This window comes from Kribbella sp. NPDC055071 (assembly GCF_053608045.1).
Genome location: NZ_JBSGUS010000002.1, coordinates 633,540 through 653,511, shown reverse-complemented (window position 1 = coordinate 653,511; position 19,972 = coordinate 633,540). Strand labels below are relative to the sequence as shown.

At 66.9% G+C, this 19,972-nt stretch carries 19 protein-coding genes and 2 tRNA genes; 10 read left to right on the top strand and 11 right to left on the bottom strand.

Annotation, left to right across the window (positions count from 1 at the left end):
• The first annotated feature begins 45 nt into the window (after positions 1 to 45).
• Positions 46 to 249: a cold-shock protein gene (locus ACWF4Z_RS06455; protein ID WP_363689463.1), complete on the top strand. Its 204-nt coding sequence runs from the start codon at positions 46 to 48 to the stop codon at positions 247 to 249.
• Positions 250 to 277: 28 nt separating this feature from the next.
• Here ACWF4Z_RS06455 and ACWF4Z_RS06450 read toward each other — a convergent pair whose 3' ends face one another.
• From ACWF4Z_RS06450 to ACWF4Z_RS06440, 3 genes are read right to left on the bottom strand one after another with little or no spacing between them, the layout of a single operon-like run.
• Complete coding sequence (locus tag ACWF4Z_RS06450; RefSeq protein ID WP_452241903.1) at positions 278 to 760, bottom strand: GNAT family N-acetyltransferase; 483 nt, start codon at positions 758 to 760, stop codon at positions 278 to 280.
• Positions 757 to 1,170 carry a M23 family metallopeptidase gene (locus ACWF4Z_RS06445; protein ID WP_452241902.1) on the bottom strand — a complete coding sequence of 138 codons (414 nt, stop codon included), beginning with the start codon at positions 1,168 to 1,170 and terminating at the stop codon, positions 757 to 759. Before ACWF4Z_RS06445 ends, ACWF4Z_RS06450 begins: the two co-directional genes overlap by 4 nt.
• Before the next feature lie 33 nt (positions 1,171 to 1,203).
• Positions 1,204 to 4,404, bottom strand: coding sequence for a tetratricopeptide repeat protein (locus tag ACWF4Z_RS06440; protein WP_452241901.1), 3,201 nt, complete (start codon positions 4,402 to 4,404; stop codon positions 1,204 to 1,206).
• A 229-nt stretch (positions 4,405 to 4,633) separates the two neighbouring features.
• Here ACWF4Z_RS06440 and ACWF4Z_RS06435 point away from each other — a divergent pair, with 229 nt between their 5' ends.
• The 5 genes from ACWF4Z_RS06435 (at position 4,634) to ACWF4Z_RS06415 (ending at position 7,980) form a co-directional block, all read left to right on the top strand.
• The gene (locus ACWF4Z_RS06435; RefSeq protein ID WP_452241900.1) at positions 4,634 to 5,545 is read left to right on the top strand and encodes a class I SAM-dependent methyltransferase; all 912 of its coding nucleotides are present in this window, start codon (positions 4,634 to 4,636) and stop codon (positions 5,543 to 5,545) included.
• An 80-nt stretch (positions 5,546 to 5,625) separates the two neighbouring features.
• Positions 5,626 to 6,237, top strand: coding sequence for an oligoribonuclease (gene orn, locus ACWF4Z_RS06430; protein WP_452241899.1), 612 nt, complete (start codon positions 5,626 to 5,628; stop codon positions 6,235 to 6,237).
• A 135-nt stretch (positions 6,238 to 6,372) separates the two neighbouring features.
• Positions 6,373 to 6,445, top strand: a tRNA-His gene (locus ACWF4Z_RS06425).
• Between the two features lie 252 nt (positions 6,446 to 6,697).
• Positions 6,698 to 7,186: a SigE family RNA polymerase sigma factor gene (locus tag ACWF4Z_RS06420; protein WP_452241898.1), complete on the top strand. Its 489-nt coding sequence runs from the start codon at positions 6,698 to 6,700 to the stop codon at positions 7,184 to 7,186.
• A gap of 14 nt (positions 7,187 to 7,200) precedes the next feature.
• Positions 7,201 to 7,980, top strand: coding sequence for a hypothetical protein (locus ACWF4Z_RS06415; RefSeq protein WP_452241897.1), 780 nt, complete (start codon positions 7,201 to 7,203; stop codon positions 7,978 to 7,980).
• 57 nt (positions 7,981 to 8,037) lie between these two features.
• Here the strand turns inward: ACWF4Z_RS06415 and ACWF4Z_RS06410 are convergent, their stop codons facing one another.
• The 5 genes from ACWF4Z_RS06410 to ACWF4Z_RS06390 all read right to left on the bottom strand — a co-directional run bounded on the left by ACWF4Z_RS06410 (position 8,038) and on the right by ACWF4Z_RS06390 (position 14,134).
• Entirely contained in the window at positions 8,038 to 8,922 is an 885-nt protein-coding gene (locus ACWF4Z_RS06410; RefSeq protein WP_452241896.1) for a dihydrodipicolinate synthase family protein, read from the bottom strand.
• Positions 8,915 to 10,768, bottom strand: a complete 1,854-nt coding sequence (locus ACWF4Z_RS06405; protein WP_452241895.1) for an MGH1-like glycoside hydrolase domain-containing protein — start codon at positions 10,766 to 10,768, stop codon at positions 8,915 to 8,917. The genes ACWF4Z_RS06410 and ACWF4Z_RS06405 overlap by 8 nt, the downstream gene beginning before the upstream one ends.
• Positions 10,769 to 10,843: 75 nt before the next feature.
• Positions 10,844 to 11,320, bottom strand: coding sequence for a hypothetical protein (locus tag ACWF4Z_RS06400; protein ID WP_452241894.1), 477 nt, complete (start codon positions 11,318 to 11,320; stop codon positions 10,844 to 10,846).
• Between the two features lie 78 nt (positions 11,321 to 11,398).
• Positions 11,399 to 12,391: a cation diffusion facilitator family transporter gene (locus tag ACWF4Z_RS06395; protein WP_452241893.1), complete on the bottom strand. Its 993-nt coding sequence runs from the start codon at positions 12,389 to 12,391 to the stop codon at positions 11,399 to 11,401.
• 27 nt (positions 12,392 to 12,418) lie between these two features.
• Positions 12,419 to 14,134, bottom strand: coding sequence for an aminotransferase class V-fold PLP-dependent enzyme (locus tag ACWF4Z_RS06390; RefSeq protein ID WP_452241892.1), 1,716 nt, complete (start codon positions 14,132 to 14,134; stop codon positions 12,419 to 12,421).
• Between the two features lie 83 nt (positions 14,135 to 14,217).
• Here ACWF4Z_RS06390 and tenA point away from each other — a divergent pair, with 83 nt between their 5' ends.
• The 3 genes from tenA (at position 14,218) to ACWF4Z_RS06375 (ending at position 16,549) form a co-directional block, all read left to right on the top strand.
• Positions 14,218 to 14,880 carry a thiaminase II gene (gene tenA / locus ACWF4Z_RS06385; RefSeq protein WP_452241891.1) on the top strand — a complete coding sequence of 221 codons (663 nt, stop codon included), beginning with the start codon at positions 14,218 to 14,220 and terminating at the stop codon, positions 14,878 to 14,880.
• Complete coding sequence (locus ACWF4Z_RS06380) at positions 14,877 to 16,424, top strand: phytoene desaturase family protein (protein WP_452241947.1); 1,548 nt, start codon at positions 14,877 to 14,879, stop codon at positions 16,422 to 16,424. The genes tenA and ACWF4Z_RS06380 overlap by 4 nt, the downstream gene beginning before the upstream one ends.
• Positions 16,425 to 16,476: 52 nt before the next feature.
• Positions 16,477 to 16,549: transfer RNA gene (locus tag ACWF4Z_RS06375), tRNA-Lys, on the top strand.
• Between the two features lie 86 nt (positions 16,550 to 16,635).
• Here the strand turns inward: ACWF4Z_RS06375 and ACWF4Z_RS06370 are convergent.
• The 3 genes from ACWF4Z_RS06370 to ACWF4Z_RS06360 are packed head-to-tail and all read right to left on the bottom strand — an operon-like array spanning position 16,636 to position 18,351.
• A complete protein-coding gene (locus ACWF4Z_RS06370) occupies positions 16,636 to 16,842 on the bottom strand; it encodes a hypothetical protein (RefSeq protein ID WP_452241946.1) in 207 nt (68 codons plus the stop codon).
• A complete protein-coding gene (locus ACWF4Z_RS06365) occupies positions 16,776 to 18,116 on the bottom strand; it encodes a phage integrase central domain-containing protein (RefSeq protein WP_452241890.1) in 1,341 nt (446 codons plus the stop codon). The genes ACWF4Z_RS06370 and ACWF4Z_RS06365 overlap by 67 nt, the downstream gene beginning before the upstream one ends.
• Before the next feature lie 13 nt (positions 18,117 to 18,129).
• A complete protein-coding gene (locus ACWF4Z_RS06360) occupies positions 18,130 to 18,351 on the bottom strand; it encodes a helix-turn-helix domain-containing protein (protein ID WP_452241889.1) in 222 nt (73 codons plus the stop codon).
• A 770-nt stretch (positions 18,352 to 19,121) separates the two neighbouring features.
• Between ACWF4Z_RS06360 and ACWF4Z_RS06355 the strand changes: the two genes are divergently transcribed.
• Positions 19,122 to 19,763 (top strand): nucleotidyl transferase AbiEii/AbiGii toxin family protein, encoded by a 642-nt coding sequence (locus ACWF4Z_RS06355; RefSeq protein ID WP_452241888.1) that lies wholly within the window; start codon positions 19,122 to 19,124, stop codon positions 19,761 to 19,763.
• Positions 19,764 to 19,972: the final 209 nt, after the last annotated feature.

Here is a 19,972-nt window from a genome sequence, read left to right as displayed (position 1 = left end):
ATCCGGCATCCGCCGGGCTCGTAGGCCCCACAGAAGGAGCAGATCATGGCCAGCGGAACAGTGAAGTGGTTCAACGGCGAAAAGGGCTTCGGCTTCATCACCCAGGACGGCGGCGGCGCCGACGTGTTCGTGCACTACTCGGCGATCGCGACGGACGGCTTCCGCTCCCTCGAGGAGAACCAGAAGGTCGAGTTCGACGTAGCGCAGGGCCCGAAGGGCCTGCAGGCGGAGAACGTTCGCCCCGTCTGAACCCAGTAATACTGACAGGCCCGGCTTTTCAGCCGGGCCTGTTCTTTTTGCTCCACAGGTACTCACCGTCGTCCAGCTGGTCGGTGCGGATGAGTCCCGCGGCCGCAGCGACCGCAGCCGACGCAGTGTGATCCGGGTGCACGTGGGCGATGACCTGCTGCGTGTTGAGCCAGTCCACCAGGCCCACTGCGGCCTCTTTCGCGTAGCCGTGGCCTTGCCAGCGGGTCCCGATCACCCAGGCGATTTCCGCCGTACCGGCGATCACTGTCGCCTGCACGAACCCGATCAGCTCGTCTTCGTGCCGGACTACCCAGTTGAGCCACTCTTCGCCCGGTCGGCCCGGTCCGGCGAGCTGGCGGCGATAGCGCGCTTCCAGCGTCTCGACGGTCGGTGGCTCACCACCGGTGAACGTGTAGAGGCCGGGGTCGGACAGTACCTTCGCCATCTCCCCGGCGTACTCGATCCGTAGCGGCAGCATGGCCAGTCTGGCGGTGTGGAACGGCGCGATCACGAATCCACGGTAGTGCCGGACGGCTCGGTCGCTCCCTCCTCGGCCGACCCGTCCGACGCTACGACCCGCATCCAGGCGTTGGTGTGCAAATCGAACTGCGGTTTGCGTTGGTCACCGGCCTGGTACGGCGCCACCCGCTCCTCGTAGTGCAGTCGCGATCCAGCGGCGACACCGAGCCGATCCCCCGTCTCCACGGTCTCCCCCTGGCTGACCGTGAGCTCCGACAGGCCGTCGTACAGATGCCAGATCGCGTTCGACTCGACCGCGACCCGCTCCGGCTCGACCTGAACCACCACGCCGGCCAAGGTCGCCCTGATCGGCGTCCCCGGTTCGGTGCGGTAGTCACGTCCGGAGTGCCCCGTCATCCCGTACTCACGAACCACCTCGGGCTTGTGCACCGGCGCTGTCATGATCAGATGTTGCGGCGGCACCTTCAGACAGCCTTAAAGCCGGGCCGGCACCGCGGGATAGGGCGCGGGCTCGACCTCCAGCTCACCCATCCGCTGCACGTACGTGCGGTACGCCCGGCGGGCCTCACCATGGGCACCACTCGCCTGGAAGGCCGACACCAGACCGAGGTGAGCGCGCTCGTCGTACTGGTCGCGCTGCAGGATCCGCAGCAGGTATCCGGCCGCCGCATCGGGGTCACGCCGACCACGCTCGGCCAGTACGCGCGCCACCCGGACATAGAGCGCCCGTGCCTCCTCACGCATCCCAGCGGCCCAGTCCGCGTACACGTCCTCTTCCAGGAAGTCCCCGGAGTACGACGCCTCTGCAGCTCGGAGCAACCGCAGATCGCTCGTGTTCAGCCCCTCCCGAGCGTCATGGAGGAACAGCTCGACGTCCACAGCGGTCTGGTCGCCGTCGAGCCAGATGGTCGCGCGGTCCGCGCCGACGAAGCGGTCCGCCGGGTACTTCTTCTCCGGGTCGAGCACCGAGCGCACGGTCGACAGGGCGACCGAGAGCCTCGGTGACGCGACCGACTCGTCCTGATCGGGCCAGAGCAGATCCAGCAACTGCACTCTGGCGACCGGGCGGCAGCGACGGGCGATCAGGATCTTCAGCAGGTCGCGGGCCTTCTTCGACGGCCACTCACCGAGCTGGACCACCTTGCCGTCGCGCAGCACCCGGAAGCCGCCGAGGCACTCGATCCGCACGGGAGCTGGTCCGGTCTCATCGGTGGCCGCGAGCGCCGCTGCGGCGTACCGGGTCGCGCCCGCCGCCAGAAACTGTTGGTGCGCACGCAGAGCCAGGTCCCGACCTTCAGAACCATGCGTTCGGCGCGCGAGCATCAGCTGGGCGCGGGCCTCGCCGAGCTGATCGCCCAGCGCGCTGCGGATGTTCAGCACCTCGTGGAGGACCTCGCCACCGCCGGCGGCGGCGTACAGCTCAAGAGCGTCGGCCAGACCGGCGCGGTCTCGCCGCTTCCGGCAGAGCGCGGCCGCCTCCTCCGCGGACGCTGCGGCCTCGGTCTTGTTACCGGCCTGCAGAGTCACCCAACCCAGCGCGACCAGTGCACCCGAGCGCCCGAGAACGGGGCCATAGGCAACGGCCTGTCCGGCCATCTCGGCCATCTTGGCGGCCCGTTGTGGTTCCTCGACAGCCAGCACCCTGGCCAGCCCCGCCAGCGACGGCACCAAGGACTGCATGTCTTTGGTCTCCTCGCCCATCGCGATCGCCTCCTCGAAACACGCTCTGGCCATGGCTCGGTCACCACGCTGCCGGTAGACCTCGCCGAGAACGGACAGCGGTTGGGCGACCCGCTTGGACTCCAGCTTTTGGTACAGCGCTCGCGAGGCCTCCAACTCACCGATGGCCTCGTCCAAACGACCCAACTTGAGCAACGCCTCGCCACGGTTGTTCAGCGCGAGCGCCCGGAACACTGCGAAGCCGGCGCGGTCCGCGAGCTCCAGTGCGATGTCCAGCTCCTGCAGACCGGGGGCATAGTCGCCCTCGGCGATGTGGTGCGACGAACGGTTCACCCGGATCCGGATCGACTGCAGTAGGTCGCCGGCACGCTCGGCATGCTCCAAAGCCCGGACGTAGTGCGACGAGTTGCCGCGCGGGTCGCTGTCCACCGCGGCGAGCATCGCGAGCACGGTGTGCACGATGGCGAGTGCTCTGTCATCGCCCGACACCTTGGCCGACTCTTGCGCAGCACCGACCAGTGCGCGGCACTCTTCGAACTCACCACGCAGCCAGTGCGCACCGGCCCACCAAGCCTGCAGCAGCGCCTCGTCCGTTGGCTGCTGCCCGTCGATCCGGCCTCGCTGGTACATGGCGATCGCCACGTCGGTCTGGCCGCGCAGGTGGTGAATGAGACCGAGGCGCCAGGCGATACCGACCGGGATCTCCCCCTCGGGCTCGATGATCCGGTCGAAGCAGTCCACCGCGCCTTGCCAGTCCCCGAGCACCTGGCGGGCTTCGCCTTCCAGTTGGTTCATGGCCGCGTCACGCAGGTCTGATGGAAGGGATGCGACCGCGGCGACCACGATCTCGGCCAGACCGCCGCTGACCATTGCATGTCCCCGCTCTGCAAGCATCTGCGCTGCCTTGGCGGGTTCGACCGCCTGATAGCAGGCCAAGGCATCTCTGTGCTCTCCCACCGACTCGAACCAGCGGCCCGCCTGCAGTGAGAGCTCTGCCATCTCCTGCTCGTCAACGGCCAACCTGTCGTTGGCAAAGTTCTTCACCAGCGGGTTGAGCTCGTATCCGTCGGCATCACCCGCCGAGACGAGCAGGCCGCGAGTTCGCAACTGCTGCAACGTCTCAGCGCTGTCAATGAGGCCTATCGCCTGGCAGAGCGCAGATCCGAACCGCGGGAGGACAGCAACTGCCGCGACCAAGCGTCGTACCGCTGGAGGCTCCGCAGCGAAGACCTCCTCGGCCAGGTAGTCGTACAGCGGGCCGTCCGACCTCAGTGCACGCCTCAATCGCGTCGCACGCTCCTCTGCGGGCACAGTCCGCAGCGCTTCCACCGCTAGACGTACGGCGGCCGGCCAGCCCTGGACCGCTGACTGCAGCGGCTCGGCGAGCTCCTCAGTGCCTTCACCCAGCACCTTTTCCAGTACGTCGAGAGTCTCGGGGACTGTGAACGCCAGAGCGGTCGCGTCGATCTCCAGCACCTGACCACGACCGCGGAGCCGGTCGATGCCGAACGGCATCGGAGTCCGGGACGCAATCACCAGGTGCAGGCTCGGGGGCGCAGTACGAACCAGTCCCTCGATCAGCTTGGTCGCGGGGGACGTCGGGTCGAGCTCGTGCAGATCGTCGAGAACGAGGATGAGGTCCTCGTCGAGGTTCTCATCGAGTGCATCGGCCAGAAGAGCGGCGTACGCGAGGGCTCTGGTCTGTTGCTCGGCGTCCGCATCCGGTCCGCGCGGGCTCTGCAGCTCGGCCGGGATGGTCTCCAGTGCGGGCACCTGACGACGCAGAGCGGTCACCAGCGCGGACACCATGGCTGCGAGCGAACCGTCCTCCGCTCGCACCGTGTGCCACGCGCACCGCCGCTGAGCGGCCCACGCACTCAGCAGCGTGGACTTGCCGAACCCGGCGTCCGCCACCACGGTCAGCAGCCGCCGCTGGACGCCCTCGTCCAGTAGCGCTACCAGCCGCGGGCGGCTCACCGTCCCCGTCGTTTCCATCGGCCGCACTTCCTCCCCAGATCCCCGAACAGGACAGCACCCCCGCAGTGGCCGTGGCAACCGTGCTGGCCCTGATCTCCCCGTTGATCGTGAAAATCTCCCAACCTTCCCGGTTCGGGTCCCGAATCGTCCGGGGCACCGGTCCCTTGCGCCCGGGACGCGGACCCTGAGCTTGCCGGAATGGCAACAAAATGCACGGGTACGGCGTGAGTCCGCGGAGACTGGCCGCATGATCGAGATTGATTGGGCGGAAGAGGCGGGTCGGCTGCGGGCATCGGCGGAGGGCGAAGCCGAGTGGAACAGAATGGTTGCCTCCAGCCTGCTCCGGCCTGGTGACAAGGTCGCCGTGGACGTGGGCTGTGGCGGCGGTGGGATGGCCAAGGCGCTGGCCGACGTCCTCGCCGGTGGTGGGACCGTGGTGGGGATCGACGCGGACCCCGACGTACTGGAGCAGGCACGGCAGTACACGGCCGGCGCGGTTCGTTGTGAGCTGGTCTCGATGGACGGCGGTGCGGAGCCGTTGCGTAAGGCAATTGGCGCACCGGCCGATCTGGTCTGGGCGGCAGGATCCGTACACCACGCTGCCGATCAGCAAGCCGCAGTGGATGCGTTGGCGTCACTGCTCGCGCCGGGTGGTCGGTTGGCGCTCGCCGAGAGCGGTCTGCCGGCCAGGAGCCTGCCGTGGGACCTGGGTATCGGTGAGCCGGGGCTGGAGGCACGGCTCGACCTGGCGCAGGACCGTTGGTTCAAGATGATGCGTGACTCGCTGCCGGGGTCGGTGCCGATGCCGTACGGCTGGACCGACGCTCTGACTCGGGCTGGTCTCACCGAGGTCACCACACAGAGTGTGCTGACCGAGTCACCGGCTCCGCTGGCGCCGGCGCGGCTTGAGCAGGTCATCAGCCAGCTCCGGCTGCGCGTGGATCGGCTTGATCCGGCGCAGGCATCACAGGGCCATGGGCATGGTCACGGGCATGGGCACGGCCTGGTGGTGTCGGGTGATCTCGAGGGACTGAGTGCGGAGGACCTGGCGACCTGGAAGCAGTTGCTGGACCCGGATGACGAGCACTACCTCGGTCGGCGGACGGACCTCGCCGTACTGGCGGTTCGCAGTATCCATCTCGGTCACGCACCTCGCTGACCAGGTTGGCGACGTACGCCACGCCGTGCTGGGGGACGGGGGCGCTGTGCTGTCGGTGCGTCGCCGTAAGGTAAGGGCCCATGAACGACCGGCTGGTGTGGATCGACTGCGAGATGACCGGCCTCGACCTGGTGGCGGACGCCCTGATCGAGGTTGCGGTTCTGGTGACCGACTACGAGCTGAACGTGCTCGGTGACGGGATTGACCTGGTGATCGCGCCTCCACCGGCCGCGCTCGAACAGATGGGTGACTTCGTCCGGGACATGCATACCGCGTCCGGTCTGCTCACCGAGCTCGAGCACGGGATCCCGCTCGCCGACGCCGAGCAGCAGGTGCTCGACTTCATCAGCGGATTCGTGAAGGAGCCCCGCAAGGCGGCCCTCGCGGGGAACTCGGTCGGCACCGACCGGACCTTCCTGGTCCGCGACATGCCGCGGGTCGAGGCGCACCTGCACTACCGCAACGTCGACGTGAGCTCGATCAAGGAACTGGTCCGGCGCTGGTATCCGCGGGTGTACTACGCGACCCCCGCCAAGACCGGCAACCACCGCGCGCTCGCCGACATCACCGAGAGCATCGCTGAGCTCCGCTACTACCGCGAAACGGTCTTCGTCCCCCAGCCGGGCCCCGACTCCGACACCGCCCGAGCCGCCGCCTCCCTCATCACAACTCCCGAAGCCCCAACCACCTAACCGAGCCGATTTCACGCCCAATCCCCCGCCACTCCCGCCCCAACCGCCTTTGCCTGTGGTCCTCGACAGGGCCGATTTCATCCGCGGGAAGTTCATCGCTATGATTGCTCAGCCGTTGCACTTGAGCGGCAAATGGTGGGTGTAGCTCAGCTGGTAGAGCACCTGGTTGTGGTCCAGGTGGTCGCGGGTTCGAGTCCCGTCACTCACCCGAAGCCGAAGGGCGACGTATCCGCGGATACGTCGCCCTTCTGCTGTTCGGGGGCCCGCTCCTGGCAGGATGTGCGGGTGAAGTCTTCTGGGAGTTTGTGGTTCGGGTACGGCGTTGTGCTGGTCGTCACGTTCCTGGTCGGGCTGCTCGCGTTCACGGTGTGGGTTCTTTCGAAGGTGTTCTGATCTCGGTGTGACCTAAGCCGTCCGTCGGTGCGTCTCTTGAGACAGAAGCATCGACCGAGAGGCTGCGATGAAATCGATAGAGGACTTCGAGGAGTTCGCCCGCGCGGGGATACCGCAGCTGTACCGGACCGCGTGGTTGCTGACGGGTGACCGGCACCACGCCGAGGACCTGGTCCAGGAGACGCTGGCGAATCTGCTTCGGACCTGGCGCCGCATCGACAATCCGGGCGCGTACGCGCGGACCGCGCTCGTCCGCACGTACATCTCCCAGCGCCGCCGCAAGAGCTGGTCCGAGCGTCCCACCGAACACCTGCCGGAACAGGCCGCCCCGCGCAGCGACCCGGACCTGCGGATGGCCCTTCAGAGCGCCTTGGCGGAGTTGGCACCGCTGGATCGCGCCGTACTGGTGCTGCGGTTCTTCGAAGATCGCAGCGTCGAACAGGTCGCGCTCGATCTCGGCAAGAACGCCAGCGCGGTCACCAGCCGCACCGCCCGAGCCCTCGACCGTCTGCGCGCGGTCCTCGGCGACGGCGTCTACCAGCTGATCGCGCACTGAACCGGAGGAGCACCATGGACACCAACCTGAGCCATCTCATGAACAAAGCGACCGAGGACCTCGAGCCGGTCAGCACGGATCTGTACGAGCGCTCACTCGAGCAGGGCCTGCGGCTGCGCCGTCGTCGTACCACGATCCTGAGCGTGACCGGGGCCGGCGCCGTCCTGGCGACCGCCGGGATCATCGTCGGCGGCCTGCAGGCCTTGGGCGGGCCGAACGAGACGGCTGCCGCGAGTATGCCGATCCCGGAAATCAAGCCGACCGCGGTGGCCAAGCCGAGCACCCCGGCGACGGTGACGCCGAAGCAGACCCTGGCCACCCTGCGCAGCCTGATCCAGAACCGGGGCACGCTGTCACAGCCTCAGACCTGGGGCAGCGCCGCGGACGGACTCTTCGGTGCGTCGTATGTCATCGACGACGGCAAGGGCGCCGCGCAGGTCGACGTGATGCTGTCGGGCGGCGGTGATCACGGTGAGGCGAACCCCTGCCAGCCCGTCGTGGCCGGCTGTACCAAGCTCTCTGACGGGTCGTGGGTGCACGTGCTGAAGGAGAGCCCGGAGTACTCGGACGGACGGCAGCAGCAGGAGGGGGTTGTCGCCAACTACGTCATCCGCTTCTTCCCCGACGGCCGCAACATCAACCTGACCAGCTACAACGCACCGGCGGAGAAGGGCCAGCAGCACACCCGGCCGAAGCCGACGTTCACCACGGACGAGCTGGTCACGATGGCGAAGAGCAAGGCGTGGAAGTTCCCGCCGGCACCGGCCAACCAGGGCAGCAAGCCGACCAAGTGATCCCCGGAGGCCCGGCTACCCACGCGGTGGCCGGGCCTCGATCACGCCAGGCTTCGATCAGGCCGGGTTGATTAGGTACGGCTCGAGTGGCGCCAGGAGGTCGATGAGCTGCCGCAACTCCGCCGCCGTACAAGGTGCTAGTGGTGGCGCACAGTGGATCGGGCCCAGACCTCGCGCATGCAGCAGCGCCTTGACAGTCGGTACGCCGGGACGCACCGCGTGGATCCTGGTCAGGGCCGTCGCGAGCTCCTGCAGCCGGTCGAGATCGGCGCCGGGGGCAACCATCTCCAGGGCCAGACCAGGTGCGAGGTTGGCGATCCCGGGGGTGATGCCGTGGGCTCCGGCGCGCACCGCCTCCGCCAACAGCTTCTCGTCACCCTGACTCACCTCGAAGCCCGGCCGCGCTATCGCGACCAGATAGCGGAACATGTCCGGGTCGCCCGAGGAGTCCTTCACGCCCGCCAGGTGCGGCATCGCCACCAGCGCCTCAGCCACCGGTTTTGTCAACAAGGTTGACCGAGGTGAGTTGTACGCAACCACCGGCAGGCCGTGCTGTCCCAGTGCCGCGAAGTGCGCGATGACCTCGTCGTCACGGTGCTTGAAAAATGTCGGCGGACTTGCCACCACCGCGTCGGCTCCGGCCGAGGCCGCGTCATCGGTGCGCCGCTCGGCTTCCGCCGTACCAGGTGCTGTCACGTTGACCAGGATCGTCCCGTCCGGGACGAGCTCCCGCCACCGCTTCGTCGCGCCCGACACGAACTCCCCGCACACCTCGGCCGGGATCAAGGGGCCCTCGCCGTTACTGCCCAACAACATCAGCCGGCGGATCCCCACGGAAGCCATTGCCTCAAGCAACGGTCTCGCCTCCTCGACCGACGGCACCCCGGGCGCCGACATCGGAGTCACCAACGGCACCACGACACCGCTCAGCAGGTCACTCACCGCCGTTCCAGCGCTTGTCGTCGAAGAGCGTGACCTCGCCGCGTTCCATCAGCGCGATCAGACTCAGGAGGGCACCCCAGGTCTGGAACGGTTCGCTGTTCGCCTTGTCGCAGGCGCCGCCGTGCTCACTGGAGTAATTCTCGTGCACGTGGCGGTGCTGGTTCCACTCCTTCAGCACCAGCCGCGAGCTGCCCTCGGCCAACCACGTCGCCGCGTCCTTCTCCCCCGCACGCAGCAACCCCAAGTACACAAGGAAATTGACCGGCGGCCAGGCCCGTCCCTCCCAGTAGCTGGTCGCTTTGTACTCGATCTGCTCATTGCGCGGTGAGGTTGGCAGAATCCATTCACCACCGAACCTGTCATCGGCGCGCAGATGCTCAGCCACCATCCGCCCGGTCCGCTGACCGGCCCCGATCCCGGCGATCAACGGATAGAAGCTCATCGTCGACAATCGCTCGGTCGGCAGTCCGGTATCGGTCCGCCGGCTGCGATAAATCCCGCTCGCCTCGTCCCAGCACGTCTCCATCGCCCGTACGACGGAGTCGTGGCGGTCCCGCAGTTCCGCCGCGGCGTCGTCGCGACCGAGGATCTCCGCGATCTCGGCGAGCGACTCGCAATCGACGGCGTACAGGCTGTTCAGCCCCACGTCGTGCGCGGCGAGCAGGCTCTTCGTCTGGTCGAACGGGACGTCGTCGAACACCGGATGCCCGTCCCACCCGCTCTCGCAGGTGGCCCCGAAATGCTGATGGATCCGCGGGATGTCCTGCGGCGAAGGGAACTCAGGATCGAAGTACGTCGACCCCGCGCAGAGCAACTCGCCGTCCCGGCGGACCCGCCACCACCACCGGTTCCAGGACAGCAGCGCGTCGAACGTCTCCTCGAGGAACCACCGCTCACCGAATCGGCGGTACAGCTCCAGGATCGTCAGCGATCCGATCGGCGGCTGCGATCCGTCGTACGTCTTCCGGCCGGTGCCCTGCTCGACGTTCGGCACGAAGCCGTCGGGGGTGAGCGCGCGCAGCATCTCGACCGCGTTGAGATAGGCAACCTCTTTGCTCTTCGGTGCCGCGATCAAGGCGTTGAAGAACGCATCCCAGCAGAACAGCGCGTATCCGCCGCGCTTGCCGACGTTCCACCAGCGACTCACACCGGTGATCACGCGGGCCTTCGACGGCTCGTAGATGGTGTTCCACGAGATCGCGTCCCGGACGATCTCGTGATGCTGCGCGACCGGATCCGCCCCGGCCACACCGATCGCGACCGACGCGGCCGCAACAATCTCCGCGATCTCGGCCAGACTCCGCTCCCGCCCAGTGCTGACTCCGACGGCACCGGTCAGCTCCACGGCCAGATACGGGCCATCGATGTCGACGTACGGATCGTCCACGGTCGGTGCGGTCGCGAAGATGTCGACGCCGGAACTGGCGCGGAGATGGTCTTCGTGGTGAGCGACGGTTCCTGGACGGTTCCACAGGTAGCTGACGGCGACCGTCAGCAACGCGCTCTTCTGCTGGTTGGCGGTCGGCGTCACCAGCGCGACGAGATCGTCTCCGGCGTGCGCGGTCTGGACCCGGATCGTGATGCCGGCCCAACTGACCGTGGTCTCGGTGTAGCTCCCGTCGTACGCGTGCCGCCCGAGCGTGACGGTCTCGGCGCCCTCGACCCGCCGGCCGATCTGGGCTGTACGCAACGACGTTCCGCGGTAGTACTCCTTCAGCCCGAAGGACAGTCCCAGGGCCTCCGGCAGCAACACCTGGGTGAGCACACTACGCGTGTCCCAGGTGTTCCAGCCACGGCCGACGCGCTCCTGGATCCGGTCGTACGCCGCTGCACTCTCGTTCGTCATCGTTCCCTCAGAGTCTCGAGTGATGGTGGTGACAGCCTTGCACCCAAAACACTGCTAATACGAATTATTCGGGTGTCACCGGCGCCGGCGGCCTCGAAGCCACCGGTTCCCGCGCGCCCAGGCCACGACCAGTCCCACCGGGACGAGCGCGATGAATCCGACATCCCAGAGACTCCAGCGCCCGGCCTGCGGGTCGCGGACCCTGGTCGGCTTCTCGGGATCCACCTCCAGCACGGCAACCGTACCGGCGGCAGGCCGCTGCTTGATGTCCTCGACGATCACCCGCGTTCCCTCGAACGGCGCCTGCAGCTCGGCGTTGAAGGTCGGACCGCGCTGGTCGTAGTTCGCGCGGATCACCTGCGCCTGCACCAGCTGACCGCGCTGACTCAGCGCCCAGTCGTCGTACAGGAACGACGCCGACAGCCCCGACATGACCGACAGCCAGACCAGACTGAAGATCAGCCCGAACGTCGACCACTCGCCGACGGGCGTCGACAACACCAGCCGCTCCAGCCACGGCCCGTCGTCCCGGGACCTCTCCGCAGCACTCATCGGCTACCGACCACCGCCAGCACGCCGTCGGCCGAGATCGCGACGTGGACAGGCTGCACGAATGCTCCTCGGGAACCGTCAGTCGACCGGGTCGATGTACCAGGCCGGCAGTGGCTCCGGCCGCAGATCGGTCAGATCGCCTGGCCGGGACAGCGTCAGCACGGCCTGCACGATCTCGGGCCGGGCGTTCAGGGCGTCCTCGACCGAGCTGAGGACCGCGGCGACGTCGGACTCGACCGCGTTGCCGACGACATCGACCGCAGCGGCCAGGAAGATCTTGTCGGCGCCGACCCACTCCATGTGCAGGAAGGTGACGCGTTCGATCTCCGGGTGATCGAGCAGCGCACGCAGCGCCCGGTTGCGGGCCCGCGGGGTGACCGCCTCACCCGTCAGAAAGTCCATGTTCCGGTTGATCAGGAACAGCGCGACCCCGGCGAGCAGCAGGCCGACAACGATCGACCCCATCGCATCCCAGACCGCGTTGCCGGTCAGCTGGTGCAGCAGGATCGCCAGCCCGGCGATCACGATCCCGATCAACGCGGACAGGTCCTCGACGAACACCGCGCGCAGGACCGGGTTCGAGGTCAGGCGCACGTACCGCCAGGGTCGGATCATCCGCTCGGCCGCACCGGCCTTCGTCTGCCGCGCCGCCTGCATGAACGAGATCGACTCGAGGACGAACGAGATCGCGAGCACGACGTACGCCCAGGTGTACGACGCGCCCTCCTCCTCGCCGTGCAACAGCGACTGGACCCCGTGCCACACCGAGACGGCCGCGCCGACCGCAAACAATCCGAACGCGGCGAACATCGACCAGATGTACCCCTCCCGCCCGTACCCGAGCGGATGCAACTCGTCGGCCGGCTTCTGCGCCCGCCGTTCCCCGACCAGCAGAAAGACCTCGTTGCCGGTATCGGCCCACGAGTGCGCCGCCTCGGCTGCCAGCGAGGCCGACCCGGTAATCACCGCAATCACCGTCTTCGCCGTCGCGATCAGCAAATTCGCGATCAACGCGACGATCACGGTCAGAAGACTCTCGTTCCCCTCCGCCGCCCCCTCCGAACTGGTCACAAGCAGACCCTAATCCCTGACCTCCCCTCAACCCAGGCAACGGGACGGCAGGTCGAACCATCTGAGGTGGTCGAAGTGTGTGTTGACCTGGCCTTCGGACTCCGCGGTGGTTTGGTGCGCGGTGGAGAGAAGCTCGCGGGCTTCGGCCAGGTAGTCCTGGAGGGCTGATTCCGGGGCGGTGCTGTCGTGGCGGGGATACGTGAGGTTGCCGTCGGCGTCGTACCCGAGGTGGGACAGGCGCATCGGCGGCTCGACGGGACCGCGGTGGTGCCGCCAGAGACCGGTGGCGGGGTCGAAGCGATAGTCGCCGAGCAGGCGCCACCCGTCGCGGGCGACGAGTTTGACCGCCTCGACGACGTACGAGAAGACCGCCTCGGAGATGAAGTAGTTGAAGTTGACCCGGACCCACCCAGGCTTGATCCCCTCGCAGCCCTGCCCGATCTCCGCGGCGAACAGCTGTGAGCGCTCCAGATCGATCCCCAGCAACGCATGCCCGTACGGACCGGCGCACGAGCACCCACCGCGGGACTGAATGCCGAACAGATCGCTCAGCAGCGCGACTAGGTAGTTGTGATGCAGATACCGTCCCGACGGCGCCCTGACCACGAACGACACGATCGACAACCGCTCCGCGTCCAGATTGCCCAGGATCTCCAGGGTCGACTCGTCCTTCCACGCCTCAACCGCACGGCGCAGGTACGCGTCCTCATGGGCCCGAATCACGTCGATCCCGACCGCCTGCTTGAGCTGAAAAGCCAGTCCGGCCCGGATCGACCCGATGATCGCCGGGGTGCCGCCCTCCTCCCGATGCACCGGGTCTGTCAGATACCGGTGCTCGAGCGGGTTAACAAACGCGACCGTCCCACCACCCGGTACGTCGGGCACCCGGTTGCGCATCAGCTCACGTCGAGCCACCAGAACACCCGGAGTCCCCGGACCACCGATCAGCTTGTGCGGACTGAGAAAGATCGCGTCCTTGTACGACAGCGGGTCCGTATCGCGGCCGCCGTACATGTCGATCTCCACGTACGGTGCAGCCGCGGCACAGTCCCAGAACGACAGAGCGCCGTACCGATGCAGCAGGGACGACACCCGATGCGTGTTGCTGACGATGCCCGTGACGTTGCTGGCCGCCGAGAACGACCCGATCTTGAGTGGGCGATCGGCGTACTGAATCAACCGCTCCTCGAGCTGTGGAATGTCGATGTGGCCGTCGGGGTCCTGGCGGATCACCACTACGTCGGCGATCGACTCACGCCATGGCAGCTCGTTGGAGTGGTGCTCGTACGGCCCGATGAAGACCACAGGACGTTGGTCCGGCGGGATCTGGTCGGTGAGGTGGTACGTGTCGTCCAGCTCGGCCGGAATGCGCAGTCCGAGGATTCCGATCAGCTTGTCGATCGCACCGGTCGCTCCGGACCCGCAGAAGATCACTCCGGTCTCGTCGTCACCCCCAACGCTCTCAAGGATGATTCGTCGGGCGTCCTCGCGCAGACGGGTGGTCTGCAGGCCGGTGCCGCTGGATTCGGTGTGAGTGTTCGCATACCGCGGCAGCACCTCCTCGCGGATGAAGTCCTCCAGGAAGCCCAGTGCGCGGCCGGACGCGGTGTAGTCGGCGTACGTGACCCGGCGTGGCCCGTACGGCCCCGGCATCACCTGGTCGTCGCCGATCACGGACGCCCGGATCCGCTGGAGCAAAGGCGTGTCCGGCGGCATCTCCGCGCGCTCCACCTGGCTGGTCATGACTCACAGTAAGGCCGCCGAGTGACGTGCGTCCTGAGAACGTGTGGATAAAGTCAAGGGCAGTCGACCGCGAGGGAGTTGGGATGGCGTTTTCCGGCGAGTTGTGGGATCGCGGCGGGGCCAAGGTGTACGACGAGATCCTCCGGCACCCGTTCATCACCGGGCTGACCGACGGGACGCTCGACCGCGACGCGTTCCGCTACTTCATCGTCCAGGACAGTCACTACCTGCGGGCCTACTCCCGTGCGCTCAGTCTGGTCGCCGCGCGCGCGACCGACGAGGACGCCGTCAGCATGTTCGCTCTGCACGCTGCCAATGCCATCGCGGTCGAGCGCTCACTCCACACCTCCCTGCTGGAGTCACTAGGGCTGACCGCCGCCGATGTGGATGCAGCCGGCTCCGGTCCGACGACAACGGCGTACATGTCCTATCTGACCGCCGTCTGCGCCACGGGCACGTACGCCGAGGCCGTCGCCGCCGTACTGCCCTGTTACTGGATCTACCGCGACGTCGGCCGGGAGCTGGTGAAGCGGTCGTCGCCTGACCCGCTCTACCGGCAGTGGATCGCGACGTACGGCTCGGAGGAGTTCGACGCGGTAGTGGAATCCGTGCTGGCGGTCACCGACGTACTGGACGTGAGCGCCTCGGAGCGTCACCGTTGTCACCAGCACTTCAGTACGACGTGCCGCTACGAATGGATGTTCTGGGACGCCGCGTACAACGAGCTCGATTGGCCGGTGGGATGAAGGACTTCTACGACGTCGTGATCGTCGGCGGTGGGCACAATGGCCTGGTCGCCGCTACCTATCTGGCCCAGTCCGGGCTCTCAACACTCGTGGTGGAGCAACAGGCCCACACCGGTGGCGCAGCGGTCAGCGAGCAGGTGTTCCCGGGTGTGGACGCGCGCCTGTCGCGCTACTCGTACCTGGTCAGTCTGCTGCCCGACAAGATCGTCGCGGACCTAGGGCTGACTCTCGAGCTCCGCTCGCGCGCGGTGGCGTCGTACACCCCGGTACGCCGTTCTGGACGAGACATCGGCCTGATGGTCGAGCGGCCGGAGGGCGCTGCGACTCGTGCGTCGTTTGCGGCGTTGACCGGGAGCGACGCGGAGTACGACGCGTGGACGTCTTTCTACGACGCTGTGGGGTCTATGGCCGCGGCCATCGCACCTACGCTGCTGGAGCCGCTCGAGTCGGCCGATGTGCTGCGGTCACGGGTGGACTCTGCGCTGTGGGACGAGCTGATCGAGCGTCCGTTCGGTGAGTCGGTGGAGCGGCGCTTTGCCGACGACACCGTACGCGGCGTGGTCGCTACGGACTCCGTGATCGGGACGTTCGCCGGACTGCATGACGAGTCGCTGATCCAGAACCGGTGCTTCCTGTACCACCTCATTGGCAATGGCACTGGTGAGTGGCGGGTGCCGGTGGGCGGCATGGGGGCTGTTACGGACGCACTGGCTGCCGCGGCTCGGAGGGCCGGCGCGGCGGTGGTCACCAATGCGGAGGTGACTGCGGTCGAGGCCGACGGGGTGCGTGGGTCGGTCACCTGGCTCGGTGGTGACGGTGAGCGTTCGGTCGACTGTTCCTACGTGCTCGCCAACGTCGCACCGGCCACTCTGGACACACTGCGCGGGCGCGAGGGCGGCGTACGTCCGGAGGGGTCACAGCTGAAGATCAACCTGCTGCTCCGCCGGCTGCCGAAGCTCAGGTCCGGTGACGATCCGCGCCGCGCGTTCGCCGGCACCTTCCACATCGACGAGGACTACAGCCAGCTGGAGTCGTCGTACCGGACCGCGCTCGCCGGCGAGCTTCCCGCCGTACCGCCGTCCGAGGTCTACTGCCACTCCCTCACCGACCCGTCGATCCTGTCACCCGAATTGGTTGCCTCAGGCCACCAAACGCTGACCGTCTTCGGCGTCCACTTCCCGGCCCGCTTGTTTGCCTCCGACAACGACGCCGCCCGGACCGAGTCGGTACGACGGATCCTGGCCGGCCTGGACTCGTATCTGGCCGAACCACTCGACGACTGCATCGCCCGGGACCGCGACGGAAACCCGTGCATCGAGGCCAAAACGCCGTACGACATCGAGGAATCCGTCGGCATGCCCGGCGGCCACATCTTCCACGGCGACCTGCAGTGGCCCTGGGCCACCGACCCCACCGACGTCGGCCGCTGGGGCACCGAAACCGACGTCGCCAACCTCCTCATCTGCGGCTCCGGCGCCCGCCGCGGCGGCGCCGTCTCCGGCCTCGGCGGCCACAACGCCGCCATGACCATCCTCACCCGCTAACCGATTTCGCATCTCCCCCAAGCCCCTGCTACGATCCTCTTCGTTCGAAAGCGCGCCGCTAGCTCAATTGGCAGAGCAGCTGACTCTTAATCAGCGGGTTCGGGGTTCGAGTCCCTGGCGGCGCACAAAAGCCCTGGTCACGAAGCTGACCAGGGCTTTCGCTTATGTGGAGCCCATGGTTTATCCCATGGCTTTGTGTCCTACCGCACTCTCACCCGTCGGTTCCTGTCGCGTCAGCGGGGTCACGATGCGCGAGCCGATCGGTAACGTCGGGTGACCGGTTGAGAGCTGTCTCCAGCGCGGCCGCCGCTTCCGGGTTCTTCGCCCGCCGCGCCATGTAGACGTCTTGGGTCAGCGACGGTCGGGCATGCCCGAGCTGGTCCGCGATCTGGCGAGCGCTCTGCCCGGCGTCGTCCAGGATGGTCGCCGTTGTCTTCCGGAACGAGTGCGACGTGATCCAGGCGAGGGCGTCAGCCTGGCTCCCTTCAGCGGCCTCGGTCGCGAGCTCCAACAGGTCGACACGGTCGCTGCCGCGCACTCGGTAGAGGTCGAGCAGCTCCTGTGCTTCAACCACCTCAGACGTACACGAGCCGTCTCAACCAGACTAACCCGCGACTGTGGCAAGCCAAGCTTGGCTGCCGTGTCGGTCTGGGACAGCCCGGCATCGCGCCGGGCGCTCCGCAGCCGCTTCCCGAGCTCGCGGCGTGTCTCGCTGCCGATCGGCGATCGCGCCTCCCGCAGGTCCCGCCGTACGTTCGTCGGGTCGCGGTAGTCACCATCACGGTTCGCGAAGATCGGCTGATCCAACCGGCCGCCGTCCATCAGTCGGCGACGGAGCATCACCAGTCCCCATGCCGGCACTTTGAGCACCCGCTCCCCCGCGCGCGACTTGGTCTTGATGCGCAGCAGACCTTCACCCTTCACACGGATGATCTGGTGCGTGATCTCCACCTCGCACGCACCGAGGTTGACCTGGTCCCCGTGCACTCCCAGCGCCTCACCGATCCGTACGCCGGTCGCGAGCATGAACGTCGACAGGTCCGGCAGGTCAGCTGCAACCGCGCCCCGATCAGCGCGCAACTGCTCAAACCAGGCGTCTCGCTCCTCATCGGTGAGTGCACGTGCTTTGCGCTTCGATACGCTCTCGATCGTGTCCACATCCCTGATCGGGTTGAAGTCCAGGGCGCCATACCGGGCAGCCAAGCCGAGCGTTCCGGAAACGACACTCCTGCAGGTCTTCGCAGTTGGCGGGCCGACCTCGGTCTTGATCTTGCCGATCACCTTGTCGAGCAGTGGCGTGGTCAGCTCCCCGAGGCGCACCTCCCCCAGCACTGGGAGAACGTGATTGTCGAGCTGGCGCCTGTAGGTGTCTACGGTGCCCGGCGATCTCTTACCGTCCCGCACCTTCTCTTCGAGCTTCTCGAACCACATCTGGGCGGCTTTCGAGAATCGGTCCATCGCGTCGAGCCCTAAACCTCCGTTAGCGCGGCGTCGATTCTTGAGGTTTTCCAACAGCTTGTTCTCTGCGAGCGTCTTGGTTCGGCCGTTCGCCTCTACCTGCCGCACCTTTCCGTCGAAGTCGCGGTAGTAGGCGACCGACCGGTAGGACGTCGCCTTGCCCTTCTCATTCGTCGCATCAACGTAGGTCCGGGTCTTGCCCCAGCCACCCAGCGGGAGGGGTTTGCGTGCCATGTCGGGATTCCTCTCAGGCTGCGGTCTTTAGGGATTCGAACCAGGCCACGACATCGACCGGGTCGTAGCGCAGGTGTTTGCCGATTCGCACACCAACTGGCCCGTCGCCGGTCAGTCGCCACTTGTAGATCGTCTTCACCGAGATCTGGAGGTAGTCGGCCACGTCGCGCACGGTCCAGCGGGGCGCGTGGTCACCGATGTGCGTCAGGCTGAGTTCTGCGATTCCTTCGCTCACTAGTGATGCCTCCTCGTCAGGCGCAGTTGGTGTGATCGGTGGACAGGTCCGGAACAGGCCTTGGTCCCCAAGCCGTCCCAGCCGTCCCAGGCGTTGCATCGCAGGTCAGCTCTGGGACGGCTTGGGGTGGTGGGACGGCTTGAGCCGTCCCAGAGCTTGAAGCCGTCCCAGGCGTGACCTGGGCGGGGACGCCTGGGACGCCTTCCCCATCGGCAGCACCGCACGCCGCGAACTCGGACAAACCCTCCAAGCCCTCCGCCGCCAGAAACCCCTCAGCCGCAAACAAAGTCGCACACACCCTGGGATGGCCCCAAACCAGACTCGAACTCATCGAAACCGGCCGCCTCAAACCCAACCACCGCCTCATCTCCGCCCTCGCCAAGACCTACGGCATCGACCCCGACAACAAACACACCCCTGCCTTGCTCGCCCAACTCACCGACGCCACCCAACCCGCCGAATCCGACCAACTCGCCTGGATCCACACCCACGCCCTCCGCAAACCACCGCCACCGCCCTCGACCAAGCCGGCCACACCGCCCGCCAAATCGCCGACCAACTAGGCCAAGGCAAATCTCCATCACCCAAGACACCTACCTACACCGCCAACCCGCCAACTCAGCCGCCGCCGAAGCCCTCGAACACGCCTTCGACGACCCCGATCTGGCATGAGCGGCGCTCTCGGCGCGGACCGAACCATGAAATCTTGCTGATGACGACCGTTGTCAGGAACTTCCGGCTGTGCTTTGGCCCTTGACCTGCGATTACCCGTGGCCAGTACCGGGCACGAATCGATGTTGGTCTGCCTCCGACGCAGCGGCGTCGCGTTCGACGGCGCAAGCCTGAGAACCGCGCCGATTCGAGACGACGGCCGCTATCACGGGCTCAGACTCGTGATGACCGCCTCGATTGCCCGCGCACAATTCAAGCTTCAACTCGATGTCAGTGTCGGCGACCCAATCACCCCCGAGCCCCAACTCATCGAGTACCAACAACTGCTCGAGGCCGGGACGTTTACCATTCTCGGCTATCCCCTCGCCACCGTCATCGCCGAGAAGATTTCCACCGCCATCGAACTCGGCGACCTCAACACCCGCGACCGTGACTACGGCGATCTCTACCGCCTGCTACGCGCCAACACCCTCCGCGCCGACGAAGTGTCCACCGCCCTCGAAGCCACCGCAGCGTACCGACGGATCACCCTGCGACCGCTCAGCTCGAGCATCACCGATCTCCCCCAGCAGCGACAGCCGTCCTACTCCGCCTGGCTACGACGTCAAGGCCGCGCTGCAACCGGCTATCCAATCAGCTTCGCAAACGCAGTCGCCGTGATCACAGCCTTCGCAGACCCACTCATCAGCGGCAAGGCTCGCGGCATGGAATGGGATCCAGAGAACGCCCGGTCGACCTGACGAACGCGTCAACCCCGGACCGCGAGGTCGAGGTTTCGACACGTCCATCAGCAGGCTGGCCAACCGGGCTGCGCAGCCTTACGCATCTGAATCAGCGAGCAGCACTGCGCAGGAATCCGAGTCGATGTGCCCGCCTATCCTTGTTACATCTGCCGAGCGATGAGCCGAAAGTCCCAAGCGACTTCGGTTGGGGGTGTAGCCGCGGGCCG